Here is a 13670-nt window from a genome sequence, read left to right as displayed (position 1 = left end):
CGGGGTTCGCCGCTCGCCGCCGGAATATGGTATTCAGACACAGGTTATGGGCCTGGAAATCAACACTATGTTTGAGAAGCGTCACCGCATTACGTTGTTATTTAACGCGAATAAAGCATATGACCGGCAGGTCGTTGAAGGCGTGGGTGAATATTTACAGGCTTCACAATCGGAGTGGGATATTTTTATTGAAGAGGATTTCCGCGCCCGTATCGACAATATCAAAGAGTGGTTAGGCGATGGCGTCATCGCTGATTTTGATGACCGGGAGATAGAGACGCTGCTGGCCGACGTTGACGTGCCGATTGTCGGCGTCGGCGGATCTTATCATTTGCCTGAGCACTATCCGGCGGTACATTACATCGCTACCGATAACCAGGCGCTGGTAGAGAGCGCCTTCCTGCACCTTAAAGAAAAAGGTGTCAATCGCTTCGCCTTTTATGGTCTGCCTGCTTCCAGCGGCAAACGCTGGGCGGCGGAGCGCGAACATGCTTTCAGCCAACTGGTGGCGCGGGAGAAATACCGGGGCGTCATCTATCAGGGGCTGGAGACCGCGCCGGAAAACTGGCAACACGCACAAAACCGGCTGGCGGACTGGCTGCAAACGCTGCCGCCCCAGACCGGCATTATCGCCGTGACGGACGCGCGGGCGCGTCACCTTCTACAGGTTTGCGAACATTTGCACATTCCCGTGCCGGAAAAGCTGTGCGTTATCGGCATTGATAACGAAGAGCTGACGCGCTATTTGTCGCGCGTGGCGCTCTCTTCAGTGGCGCAGGGCACGCGACAGATGGGGTATCAGGCAGCTAAGTTACTGCATCGCCTGCTCGATAATGAGTCGATGCCGTTACAGCGCGTGCTGGTGCCGCCCGTACGCGTAGTAGAACGGCGTTCCACGGATTACCGTTCACTGCATGACCCGGCAGTTATCCAGGCGATGCATTACATTCGCAATCACGCCTGCAAAGGCATCAAGGTTGAACAGGTGTTGGATGCCGTAGGCATTTCCCGCTCTAATCTGGAAAAGCGCTTTAAAGAAGAGGTGGGCGAAACCATTCATGCGGTTATTCATGCAGAAAAGCTGGATAAAGCGCGCAGCCTGCTTATTTCTACCTCGTTAACTATTAACGAAATCTCACAAATGTGCGGCTACCCTTCGCTGCAATATTTTTACTCGGTGTTTAAAAAGGCTTACGAGTCGACCCCGAAAGATTATCGGGACAGGTATAGCGAAGTGCTGATTTAAGCAATAAAAAACGCCTTCCGGCTGGAAGGCGTTTTATCTGTCCGCTTAGTTTGCTGAAAGCAACCGGGCATTATCCTGGTACATGGCAAACAGGTAATTGTTATAGCTCTTACCTTTCGTCGAATAGCCTTTGAGCTTATGAATCATATTGCTCGCGGTAATTTCCTGATCCGCTTTGCGCAACTGGGCGCGTGATTTACGGAAGGAGTTGTAAGCCGGGTGCGTATTCAGATTTACCACATAAGCATTCACGGATTCTTTTACCGAAGTAAAGTGCGAATAACCTTTCACCTTGCCCGGCTCATTATTACAGTGGCGTTTCGCACACTTCATGCCGAACAGATTATTGTTACTGCGCGCAAGCTTAGAGGTGCCCCAGCCGCTTTCCGCCGCCGCCATGGTCGCAACCATGCTGGTTGGAATAATATCCACGCGCTCAAGCAGCGTATTCCACGGAATGCGTTTAGTATTGCCGCTCCAGCTAATCTTGTAGCGCTTCGTGATATCTTTCAGGCGCGCGCGTTCACTCGGCGACCAACGGCCCTCATACTGCTTAGAAATAAGCCAGTTACGGTCTGCCGTAATTGCCGCGTTTTGACTGGTAATATAGGGCATTACTGTCCGGAGAAACGCCTTTTTCCTTGGTGTCCCGGAAGGGTATTTTCGCAAGTCAGGAAGTGAACCGCTTTCACTATTGCGAGAATACTCTTTTTTACTGCTCGCCAGATTTTTACCGTCTTTTATTGCTGTTACGTGGGCTGTATGAGTCTTCTTAGTTGTGTGCTCTTTTGCCAGCACCTCACCCGATAAGCCAAGGGTGATCAACATGAATATCGCGGCCCCGAATCGGTGTAATCGAGTCGATATCATCAGCTCTCCTGGTCGGATATAAGCATTCCAACACCTTATTTTTCACAAATATTTAAGAAACGAATTTGAAATCGTATCAAAAATACCGGTCGATAGCATCAAAAGAAATAGTCCAAATCCTAAAAACTGTCACGTATGATTTTTACATCTCTTTGATTATTAAAAATAAAAGTCGTCAATTTTTTACGTGATAATACCAATGAATGACCTCAAAACTCAGCCCGTATCGTCCTCCCCTTTCACTACGAATAAAGGATGAGTTACTTTCATGGCAGCCAGGCGAAAATGGAGAAAAACCGCACAGGACGCCGCTTAATGAAACATTCGCTCCTCGCCCTGCTGGCTATGCCAGGCCTTGTCTGGGCCAACTGGTCTGCGCCAGGACTGCCTGAATTTCACGAACAGCCCGCCGGGATATTTGTCAGCGACGCCACGCTCGCAAAAGGTACGCTTCCTCTCACCCTGACATTTGACCAGGCGTGCTGGCAGCCGGCAGACGCCATCAGGCTCAACCAGATGCTTTCGCTAAAACCCTGCGATGGCGCGCCGCCGCAGTGGCGCCTGTTTCGCGACGGCAATTACCGCGTGCAGATTGATACCCGCTCCGGCACGCCCACGCTAATGTTAAGCGTGCAGCAGGAAGCGGACGACACGACGCAGGAAGTTGCGCGCCAGTGCCCGAAATGGGACGGCAAGCCGTTAACGGTGCAGGTAAACAGCGTTTTCCCTGAAGGCAGCGAAGTGCGTGATTTTTACAGCGGCCAGACCGCCACGGTAACGAATGGCGCCATCACCCTGACCCCCGCTGCTAACAGCGACGGCCTGCTGCTGCTCGAACCCGCGCAAGCGGCTGGCAAAGCCTCTTTTAGCTGGCAAAACGCCACGGTCTACTTTGTGCTGACCGACCGCTTCGTCAACGGCAATCCGGCGAATGACAACAGCTACGGTCGTCACAAAGACGGGCTGGAGGAGATTGGCACTTTCCACGGCGGCGACCTGCAGGGCCTTGCCGGCAAACTTGATTACCTGCAGCAGCTCGGCGTAAATGTCTTATGGATAAGCTCGCCGCTTGAGCAAATCCACGGCTGGGTGGGCGGCGGCACCAAAGGCGACTTCCCGCATTACGCTTACCACGGCTATTACGTGCAGGACTGGACGAAACTTGACGCCAACATGGGCAGCGAAGAAGACCTGCGAAAGCTGGTGGATGAAGCGCATAAGCGCGGCATCCGCGTTCTGTTCGATATTGTGATGAACCATACTGGCTACGCCACGCTTGCGGATATGCAGGAGTTTCAGTTTGGCGCGCTTTACCTTAAAGATGACGAAATAAAAAAGACGCTGGGCGACCGCTGGACAGACTGGCGGCCCGGGCCCGGCCAGAGCTGGCACAGCTTTAACGACTATATTAATTTCAATGACGGCCCCGCCTGGGAAAACTGGTGGGGTAAAAAATGGATCCGCACCGATATTGGCGACTATGACAACCCGGGCTTTGACGACCTCACGATGTCGCTCTCTTTTCTACCGGATTTGAAAACGGAATCTGTCGAGCCCTCCGGGCTGCCTGGCTTCTACCGCCATAAGCCCGATACCGCCGCCCGGGAATTAGCGGACTTCACGCCGCGGGACTATCTCACCCACTGGCTTAGCCGCTGGGTGAAAGATTTCGGCATTGACGGCTTTCGCGTAGATACCGCAAAACATGTGGAGATGGGTGCCTGGCGGCAGCTTAAAACCCAGGCCAGCGAAGCGCTGCAGGCATGGAAAGCCGCCAACCCGGACAAAAAACTGGATGACGCCCCTTTCTGGATGACCGGCGAAGCCTGGGGCCACGGCGTGATGCAGAGCGAGTACTATCAGCACGGCTTCGACGCGATGATTAATTTCGATTATCAGGAGCAGGCGGCGAAGGCGGCGGATTGCCTGGCGGAGATCGATACCACCTGGCAGCAGATGGCGGAAAAACTTCAGCAGTTCAATGTACTGAGCTATCTCTCCTCACATGACACGCGCCTGTTCCGGGAAGGCGGGCAGCGCGCCGCGGAATTGCTGCTGCTCACGCCCGGCGCCGTACAGATTTTTTATGGCGATGAAACGGCGCGCCCCTTCGGCCCGACCGGCTCCGATTCGCTACAGGGGACGCGTTCAGACATGAACTGGCAGGACGCCCTGGGTAAAAACGCAGCCATGCTTGAGCACTGGCAGCGAATAAGCCAGTTCCGCGCCCGCCATCCCGCTATCGGCGCGGGCAAACAAACCACGCTAGCGTTGGGCCAGGGCTACGGTTTCGCGCGTGAGCAGGGCGACGACAAGGTTATCATCGTCTGGGCGGGCAACCCTGAATAAGCCGCCCCGGCAGGTGTGATGAAGAAAGCCAGCGAAGCGATATTTCATACTGAAAATTAAGCTCAGGAAAACATATCCTCCGCTTCGTCTGGCTTTACGACCATTTGCACCGCGATATATGTAGCGTTATCGTTAGCCTCTTTTAAAAGAAATGCGACACAATACGGCTATGACGTTTTCCCTTTTCGGCGACAAATTTACCCGCCATGCAGGCATCACGCGCCTGATGGAGGATCTCAACGACGGTTTGCGCACTCCCGGCGCCATCATGCTGGGCGGTGGAAACCCGGCGCAAATTCCCGCCATGAATGACTACTTCCAGCAACTGCTTGCCGACATGCTGCAGAGCGGCAAAGTGACTGACGCGCTTTGTAATTATGACGGTCCGCAGGGCAAAAGCGAGCTTCTCGCGGCGCTGGCGGCGATGCTACGTGAAACATCCGGCTGGGATATCGAACCACAAAATATTGCACTAACAAACGGCAGCCAGAGCGCATTTTTCTACTTATTTAACCTCTTCGCGGGTCGACGCGCCGACGGCACGACGCGCAGGGTGCTTTTCCCGCTGGCGCCGGAGTATATCGGCTACGCGGATGCGGGTCTGGAAGAAGAGTTGTTTGTTTCAGCGCGGCCCAACATTGAACTGCTGCCGGATGGCCAGTTCAAATATCACGTCGATTTCGAACATCTTCATATCGGTGAAGAGACGGGAATGATTTGCGTATCCCGTCCGACTAACCCTACCGGTAACGTTATTACAGACGATGAGCTGATGAAGCTCGATGCGCTGGCAAACCAGCACGATATCCCCTTGGTTATCGACAACGCTTACGGCGTGCCTTTCCCGGGCATTATTTTCACTGAGGCGCGCCCGCTGTGGAACCCGAACATTATCCTGTGCATGAGCCTGTCGAAACTGGGTCTGCCGGGCAGTCGCTGCGGCATTATCGTTGCCAATGAGAAAGTCATTTCCGCTATCAGCAATATGAACGGTATTATCAGCCTGGCGCCCGGCGGCATCGGCCCGGCGATGGCCTGCGAAATGATTAAACGTAACGACCTGCTGCGTCTTTCTGAAACCGTCATTAAGCCGTTCTACCAGCAGCGCGTTCAGGAAACGATCGCGACCATTCGCCGCTATTTATCCCCGGAACGCTGCCTGATCCACAAACCTGAAGGCGCGATTTTCCTCTGGCTGTGGTTTAAAGATTTGCCGATTACCACCGAACTGCTTTATCAGCGCCTGAAAAAGCGCGGCGTGCTGATGGTGCCGGGCGATTATTTCTTCCCGGGCCTTGATAAACCCTGGCCGCACACACACCAGTGCATGCGCATGAACTATGTGCCGGAGCCGGAAAAAATCGAGGCGGGGGTAAAGATCCTGGCGGAAGAAGTAGAGCTGGCCTGGCGCGAAGCCGGGCAGTAAACCGCTTTCACGCAACAAAAAGCGCCGCTTGCCGGCGCTTTTTCATTTTCAACGCCCCGCCATTTTTTGTAGGGCATTCTGGCGCTTAACATAAAGATGCCCGATACTCGGCGCACGCTCTCCCTTTCTGGACCTCCTATGAATAAGGAAATTACCACCGTTGTCAGCGTGAAGCAGATTAAGCCCGGCAGCATCTACCGGATTTTGTTAACCGGACTTGGCACCTCTCTGATGCTGCTCTGCTTTCTTTTCGGTCTGCTGGCCTGCTTTGGCTACGACACGCTGAACTGGAATAACAAGCCGATCCATGGCCTGCTGGCGCTGCCAGCATCACTGGCGATGGGCCTCTTTTTCTCCGTTATATTGACGGCATTGATCGGCACGCTGACCTGTGCAGGGCTGTGGATTTACAGCCGCTTCCGCCGTCTGGATATTAACGTCGTGGAGTAATCAGGCAGGAAAAAAGCAGGCTGCGGGCGCAGCCTGCGATGCGATTAAAACAGCCCCAGCGGCTTATCGGAGTAGCTCACCAGCAGGCATTTGGTTTGCTGGTAGTGCTCCAGCATCATTTTGTGGGTTTCACGACCAATGCCGGACTGCTTGTAGCCACCAAAAGCGGCATGCGCAGGATAGGCGTGGTAACAGTTAGTCCAGACGCGGCCCGCCTGGATGCCGCGGCCCATCTTATAGGCAAGGTTGCCGTTGCGGCTCCAGACGCCTGCGCCCAGGCCGTACTGGGTGTCGTTGGCGATTTCCAGCGCCTCGTCCATGGTTTTGAAGGTGGTTACCGCCAGCACCGGCCCGAAAATTTCCTCCTGGAAAACGCGCATGCTGTTCTGGCCGAACAATATGGTGGGCTCAAGGTAATATCCCTCTTTTAGCTCGCCTTCCAGCGCCTTGCGTCGCCCGCCGGTCAGTACATCCGCCCCCTCTTTTTTACCGATATCGATATAGTTAAGAATGGTGTCGAGCTGGCCTTTGGAAACCTGCGCGCCCATCTGCGTCAGGGTGTCGAGCGGGTTGCCGCTGCGAATGGCCTCCACGCGGCGAATGGCGCGCTCCATAAAGCGCTCGTAGATGGACTCCTGCACCAGCGCACGGCTCGGGCAGGTGCAGACCTCTCCCTGGTTAAAGGCGAAAAGCGCGAAGCCCTCCAGCGCCTTTTCGAAAAAAGCATCCTCTTCGTCCATCACATCTGCAAAAAAGATGTTGGGTGATTTCCCGCCCAGCTCCAGCGTGACCGGAATGATGTTCTGGGTCGCGTACTGCATGATCTGCTGGCCTACTTCAGTCGAGCCGGTAAACGCCACTTTCGCGATGCGTTTTGAGGTTGCCAGATATTCGCCAATCTCGCCGCCTGCGCCATTGACCACGTTAACCACGCCGGGCGGCAGCAGGTCGCCGACAATTTCCATCAGCAGCAGAACCGAAAGCGGGGTCAGCCGGGCAGGCTTGAGCACAATGCAGTTGCCTGCCGCCAGCGCCGGAGCCATTTTCCAGCTCGCCATCAGCAGCGGGAAGTTCCACGGGATAATTTGCCCGACAACGCCGAGCGGCTCGTGGAAATGGTACGCCACGGTTTCGTTATCCACCTCGCTGATGCCCCCTTCCTGCGCGCGGATGCAGGAGGCGAAATAGCGGAAATGGTCAATCGCCAGCGGCACGTCGGCGGCGCTGGTTTCACGGATAGGCTTGCCGTTGTCCCAGGTTTCCGCCGTCGCCAGCCGTTCCAGGTTTTGCTCCATCCGGTCGGCGATCTTCAGCAGGATAGATGCTCTCTCCTGCACCGAGGTTTTTCCCCACTGTTCTTTCACCGCGTGGGCGGCATCTAACGCCAGGTCGATATCTTTTTTGCCGGAGCTTGCTACTTCACACAGCAGCTGGCCGGTCACTGGCGTCAGGTTCTGGTAATAATCGCCTTCTACGGGCGCCACCCATTCGCCGCCGATAAAGTTGTCATAGCGGGCTTTCAGATTCAGAGGGTAGCCATATTCGGCGGGGTTGATGCGGGTGTTCGGAGGATTATTAGTCATGGTTTTCTCCTGGTCGGGGTACCCTTCAAGCGTAGACGGCGACCGCTCATTTTATGTCCGCCTTCTGCCTGCTTTACGACACGCCTCACGGATTACGTTCTTTTACGTTTCGCCCATTGTTTTCAGCCATACTCAAAAGCAGAGACGGGTCAGATAAGGAAAGATGATGCGACATTTCATTGGCTTTGACGTGGGCGGCTCACATATTAAGCACGGCCTGATTACCGAAGAGGGCGAGGAGCTCAGCAGCGACGAATTTGATACGTCCTACGACAAAGAGGCGTTTAAAAGCGCCTGGAAAAAGGTGGTGGAAACGTATCAGAAAGAGCAGGAGATAGCGGGCATCGGCATCAGCTTTCCCGGTTATATCAATCCCTATACCGGCGATGTGCCTAAAGCGGGCGCGCTCGATTTTCTCGACGGCGTCAACTTGCTGGAGATGTTTGGCGAGCTGACCGACCTGCCCATTACTATTGAAAACGACGCCAACTGCGCGGCGCTGGGTGAAATGTGGCGCGGAGCGGGCAAGCAGTACGAATCGCTTATCTGCATGACTATCGGCACCGGCATCGGCGGCGGCATTATCCTGGAGCGCCAGCTGCTGCGCGGTTCGCACTTTCGCGCCGGGGAATTCGGCGTTATGCCGGTAGGGAATAACGGCGAGAATATGCATGAGATTGCCTCGGCGCGCGGGCTGATTGAAGCAAGCCGTCAGGCGCTGTCGCTCCCGGCCGACGCGCCGCTGCATGGTAAGGAGATTTTCGAGCGCATGGAGAACGATGTGCATCTGCGCGAAGTGGTGGATAAATGGGTGAGCTATTTATCGCGCGGTATTTACAGCGTGGTTTCGATGTTCGATCCGCAAGTGGTGCTGATTGGCGGCGGCGTCTGTCAGCAGCAGAAGCTTTACCCCATGCTCGAGCGCGCGCTGGAAAAATACACCTTCTGGGATGCGCTGCGCGTACCGATTCAACCGTGTGAACTGGGCAACCAGGCCGGGCGCCTTGGCGCGGTGTGGCAGGCCGTACGCAAACAGTAGCCCCGCCCGAACGGCGGGGCTGAGAACTTACATAGCAGCATGGAAAATCGCCATAATCTCCTCATGCGTGGCCTGAATCGGGTTGGTCAGGCCGCAGGCGTCTTTCAACGCATTAGCCGCCAGCACCGGAATATCCTCTTCCTTCACGTTCAGCTCACGCAGGCCAGCCGGAATGTGAACCTGTCGCGCCAGCGCCTGGATGGTCTCAATGCAAAGCGCGGCGCCCTCTTTATCTGAAAGCCCGCTCACGTTGCATCCCAATGCCTGCGCGCAATCCCGCAGGCGTCCGGCGGCCAGCGCGCTGTTAAAGCGCTGCACATGCGGCAGCAGAATCGCATTGCATACCCCGTGCGGCAGATCGTAAAAACCACCCAGCTGATGCGCCATGGCATGAACATAGCCCAATGACGCGTTGTTAAAAGCCATGCCGGCCAGGAACTGCGCATACGCCATGGCTTCGCGCGCCGCCATGTTGTTGCCCTGCGCTACCGCTTGCGTCAGGTTCTGGCTGATCATGGCGATGGCTTTCAGCGCGCAGGCGTCGGTTATGGGCGTGGCGGCGGTGGAAACATAAGCTTCGATGGCGTGCGTAAGCGCGTCCATGCCGGTCGCCGCCGTCAGCGAGGCGGGCATACCGACCATAAGCGCCGGGTCGTTTACCGAAAGCACCGGCGTAACGTGTTTATCGACAATCGCCATTTTCACATGACGGCTCTCGTCGGTGATGATGCAGAAACGGGTCATCTCCGAAGCGGTGCCTGCGGTAGTGTTGATGGCTATCATCGGCAGCTGCGGCTTCGCGGAACGGTCCACGCCCTCATAGTCACAGATATGGCCGCCGTTGGTTGCGACCAGCGCTATCCCTTTCGCACAGTCGTGCGGCGAGCCGCCGCCCAGCGAAACAACGCAGTCGCAGCGATGCTGATTCAATAAATCCAGCCCGGCTTTTACGTTTGCGGTGGTGGGGTTAGGGTGCGTGCCGTCGAAAATAACGCTTTTGATATCGCGGGCCGCCAGCAGGCGCTGCACGTTGTCCGCCATGCCGAGCTTGCTGAGCATAATATCGGTCACGATCAGCGCGCTGCGGTAGCCGTAGCCATGCATCGCGTCCAGCGCTTCCTCTAAAGCATTCGCACCAATGATATTGACGGAGGGGATATAAAAAGTCGCAGTAGTCATCATCTTTTCCCTGGTAGTGAAGTAAGCACCGCCGAAAATAGCCCTGTTATCCGCAGGGAAAAAGCAAAGAAAAGACTTTTAGGAAAAAGGAATAGAAAAACGGTATGCGCTCAAATAAAAACCATAAAAATCAATAGTATTTCCAGTAATAACAGCAAAAAAGTGTGAAAATAAACAAGCCGTTATTTCCACACTTTCGGGTTTATTCCGCGAGGCGGAAAAGCGCGCTGTCGCGTAACAGATGTTCATTGCCGCGACGACGGGTAAAGCCGATACGGTCAAAATATTCGAGGATTTGAATCGCCAGTTTGCGGCCAACATTAAGGCGATCGCGAAAATCAGCGGCAACCGTCGTTCCTTTCTCCCGATCCAGATCGCGGATCATGTCGGCGAAGGCCACAATGCGATCGTGGCGATAGTAGCGATCTTTAACGATCGCGGTGATAAACCCTTGCTGGGCCGCCAGCCGCAACAGCTGGCGCATCGCCTGCTCTTCTTCTCCCGCCTCGCGCGCCAGGTCGCGCACCCACCAGGGTTCGTCGCCAAACAGCGGCGCGATTTTCTCCCAGACGGCCTGCTGAGCGGCGTTAAAGCCAGCTTCATGGCCCGGCAGGTGCAGCCACCCTTCGCGGCTGGCCAGCGCGCCATCGCGGCGCATCTGTTCAATGAGCGCGAGCACCAGCGGCTCCGCTTCAGAGGGCAGCGCCATGCGGCGCAGCCGCTCGCGTCCCGGCCCTGGCTCTTCGCGGTGGCTTTCATGATAGCGGGCAAGGGTGGCGAGCAATTTTTCCCGCCAGCGCTGCGCCACCCCTTCGCTCAGCGCGTAGTCACCCGCCTGTAGCACGCTTTGGGTGGAAATAAGGTCCCGCAGCCCCGCCTGCGTGAGCTGCCGCGCCCAGCCAAAGGCGGAAAGCGAAACGGCGCCGCGCTCAAGGTGGCGCGACAGCGCCTCCGCATCGTTTTGCGCACGGGCAAGCTTTGCCAGCCAGCCTAAAAATTCAGGCTGGCGTTTGCCGCGCTTTGGCGCCTCCAGCAGCACGACTTTCGCGCCCGCCAGCGTCACGCGAGCGCTGATATCGCGCAGCACCAGCCTGTCGTTATCGGCAAGCCACAGCGGGGAATCCAGCACCAGCTCCGCCAGATCGTTTTCCAGCAGCGATACGCGCCCGGTGATATGGCTCGCGGCGTGATGAATATGCACCGGCTGCCACTGCTGCAACGGGGCGTGGCGCTGTAGTTCAACAATGACCCGCTCGACCGCCGCCAGCGGCTTTTGCGAAAGCAGCCAGTCGCCGCGCGTAATATCCGCCTTTTCCGCCTCGCCGCTGATATTCAGGGCGATACGTTGCCCCGCATGCGCCTGTTCAACGGGCTGATTCTGCGCATGCATTCCGCGCACGCGCATCGGTTTTTCCGCGCCGGTGAGCCACAGGGTCTCGCCCACGTTAACCTCGCCGGAAAGCGCGGTGCCGGTGACCACAAGCCCCGCGCCTTTTACACTGAAAGCACGGTCTATCGCTAAGCGGAATCGGTGCGCGGTCAGGCGCTCCCGCTCCGGCAACTGGCTCAGATGCGCGCGCAGCGCGTCAATGCCTAACCCCTGCGTGGCGGCGGTGACAAACACGTTCGCTTCCCGCCAGCCGAACGCCCGCAACGTAGCGAGCGCTTCTTCACGTACCGCTTCCACTCTCGCGTCATCCACCCGGTCCGCTTTAGTGAGCGCCACGGTCAGGGCCGGTTGCCCGGTGAGTTGCAAAATCGCGAGATGCTCGCGGGTTTGCGCCATCACGCCGTCGTCGCACGCCACGACCAGCAGCGCGTGATCGATGCCGCCCACGCCTGCCAGCATATTGGCGAGAAACTTCTCATGCCCCGGCACGTCGATAAAGCCGATAACGCGGCCATCCGGCTGCGGCCAGTAGGCGTAGCCGAGATCGATAGTCATCCCGCGCTTTTTCTCTTCCGGCAGACGGTCGGCGTTAATCCCGGTAAGCCGTTCAAGCAGCGTGGTTTTGCCGTGGTCCACATGCCCGGCGGTGGCGATAATCATTGCAACAACATCTCCATCAGTCCCGCCTCATCTTCAAGGCAGCGTAAATCAAGCCATAAGCGGCCGTCATAAATGCGGCCGATTACCGGTTTTGGCAGCGCGCGCCAGCGCTCGGCCAGCGCGTTCAGACGACTGCCGCGCCCGTCGCGCGGCGTAAAAGCCAGCGCCGCACCCGGCAGGCGGTCAACCGGCAGCGAACCGCTGCCAATCTGCGAAAGGCAAGGCATCGCCTGGACGGTGAACTCCGCCTCATAGCGCGCCTGCAAAGCTGGTAACAGCCGCTGCGCCTGCTCATTGATTGCGTCGGCGCTACGGGTTAACAGGCGCAGCGTAGGCAGCGTTTCCGTCAGCGTTTCAGGGTGCAGATAAAGACGAAGCGTCGCCTCCAGCGCCGCCAGCGTCATCTTGTCGGCGCGCAGCGCACGCTTGAGCGGGTGCGTCTGCAGACGTTCGATAAGCGCCCTTTTGCCGACGATGATCCCCGCCTGTGGGCCGCCAAGCAGTTTGTCACCGGAAAAACTCACCAGGCTTACGCCCGCCGCGATAAGCGCCTGCGGCATCGGCTCTTTTGGCAGGCCGTACTCGCTTAAATCGATAAGCGAGCCGCTGCCGAGATCGGCAATCACCGGCACCCCAAGCTCCTCCCCGAGCGCCGCCAGTTCGGTCTCTTCCACCGCTTTGGTGAAGCCTTCAATAGCGTAATTGCTGGTATGTACCTTCATCAGCAGCGCGGTATTTTCTCCCACCGCCTGGCGGTAATCTTTCAGGTGCGTGCGGTTAGTGGCGCCCACTTCCACGAGCCTGCACCCCGCCTGGCGCATGACATCCGGAATACGGAACGCGCCGCCAATTTCCACCAGCTCGCCGCGGGAAACCACCACCTCCTGGCCTGCCGCCGTGGCGGCCAGCATCAGCAGCACCGCCGCCGCGTTGTTATTAACGATACAGGCGTCTTCCGCGCCGGTGAGTTGACAAAGCAGGTCGGCCAGCGCCCGGTCGCGGTGGCCGCGTCCGGCGCCGTCGAGATCGTATTCCAGCGTGACGGGGGACTGCATCGCCTGCGTAACGGCGTCTACCGCCGCCTGCGCCTGCAAAGCGCGGCCAAGGTTGGTATGCAGCACCGTGCCTGAGAGGTTGTAAACCGGGCGTAGCGCGCTTTGCGTGCGGCTCTGGAGGCGAGAAACCGTCTCTTTCGCCCAGTCGGCGCACCAGTCGGGCAGCGTCTGGCTTTCGCGAATGGTCTGCCGCGCTTCATCCTGCAATGTGCGCAGGATACCCACGACCTGGCTGTGTCCGTAGCTGTCGAGCACGGGTTGAAACGCCGCAGCGCGCAGCAGCCGGTCCGTGGCGGGCAGCTGGCTGTAAAGTGAAGAAGTCTGGCTTGTCATGAAAAATGTAGGTTGGCTGAATTTAGCGCTAATCTACCACCAAATAACGGGAGATTCAGTTGCCGTAGCGCTTTACGCGAAGCCCGGCGC

The 13670-nt window shown here is 57.1% G+C and carries 10 protein-coding genes; 5 read left to right on the top strand and 5 right to left on the bottom strand.

Annotation, left to right across the window (positions count from 1 at the left end):
- The first annotated feature begins 67 nt into the window (after window positions 1-67).
- Complete coding sequence (gene xylR / locus MT962_RS14980; RefSeq protein ID WP_024557800.1) at window positions 68-1246, top strand: D-xylose utilization transcriptional activator XylR; 1179 nt, start codon at window positions 68-70, stop codon at window positions 1244-1246.
- Window positions 1247-1291: 45 nt separating this feature from the next.
- On the opposite strand, the gene MT962_RS14975 is transcribed toward xylR, so the two are convergent.
- A complete protein-coding gene (locus tag MT962_RS14975) occupies window positions 1292-2116 on the bottom strand; it encodes a protein bax (protein ID WP_071997669.1) in 825 nt (274 codons plus the stop codon).
- A gap of 315 nt (window positions 2117-2431) precedes the next feature.
- Between MT962_RS14975 and MT962_RS14970 the strand changes: the two genes are divergently transcribed.
- From MT962_RS14970 to MT962_RS14960, 3 genes are all read left to right on the top strand, one after another.
- The gene (locus tag MT962_RS14970) at window positions 2432-4465 is read left to right on the top strand and encodes an alpha-amylase (protein WP_247365974.1); all 2034 of its coding nucleotides are present in this window, start codon (window positions 2432-2434) and stop codon (window positions 4463-4465) included.
- 169 nt (window positions 4466-4634) lie between these two features.
- A complete protein-coding gene (gene avtA, locus MT962_RS14965; RefSeq protein WP_247365973.1) occupies window positions 4635-5891 on the top strand; it encodes a valine--pyruvate transaminase in 1257 nt (418 codons plus the stop codon).
- Between the two features lie 138 nt (window positions 5892-6029).
- Complete coding sequence (locus MT962_RS14960) at window positions 6030-6341, top strand: hypothetical protein (protein WP_247365971.1); 312 nt, start codon at window positions 6030-6032, stop codon at window positions 6339-6341.
- Window positions 6342-6385: 44 nt separating this feature from the next.
- Here the strand turns inward: MT962_RS14960 and MT962_RS14955 are convergent, their stop codons facing one another.
- On the bottom strand, window positions 6386-7924 hold the full coding sequence (locus MT962_RS14955) for an aldehyde dehydrogenase family protein (RefSeq protein ID WP_024560068.1): 1539 nt from the start codon (window positions 7922-7924) through the stop codon (window positions 6386-6388).
- 166 nt (window positions 7925-8090) lie between these two features.
- On the opposite strand from MT962_RS14955, the gene MT962_RS14950 reads away from it, so the two are divergent.
- A complete protein-coding gene (locus MT962_RS14950; RefSeq protein ID WP_247366044.1) occupies window positions 8091-8963 on the top strand; it encodes an ROK family protein in 873 nt (290 codons plus the stop codon).
- 27 nt (window positions 8964-8990) lie between these two features.
- Here MT962_RS14950 and yiaY read toward each other — a convergent pair whose 3' ends face one another.
- From yiaY to selA, 3 genes are all read right to left on the bottom strand, one after another.
- Entirely contained in the window at window positions 8991-10142 is a 1152-nt protein-coding gene (yiaY, locus tag MT962_RS14945; RefSeq protein WP_024557915.1) for an L-threonine dehydrogenase, read from the bottom strand.
- A gap of 202 nt (window positions 10143-10344) precedes the next feature.
- Entirely contained in the window at window positions 10345-12192 is a 1848-nt protein-coding gene (selB, locus tag MT962_RS14940; protein ID WP_247365969.1) for a selenocysteine-specific translation elongation factor, read from the bottom strand.
- Window positions 12189-13580 (bottom strand): L-seryl-tRNA(Sec) selenium transferase, encoded by a 1392-nt coding sequence (selA, locus tag MT962_RS14935; protein ID WP_024557913.1) that lies wholly within the window; start codon window positions 13578-13580, stop codon window positions 12189-12191. Before selA ends, selB begins: the two co-directional genes overlap by 4 nt.
- Window positions 13581-13670: the final 90 nt, after the last annotated feature.

This window comes from Franconibacter sp. IITDAS19 (genome assembly GCF_023079515.1).
Classification (GTDB): Bacteria; Pseudomonadota; Gammaproteobacteria; order Enterobacterales; family Enterobacteriaceae; genus Franconibacter; species Franconibacter pulveris.
This window is presented reverse-complemented; position numbering and strand designations above follow the sequence as displayed.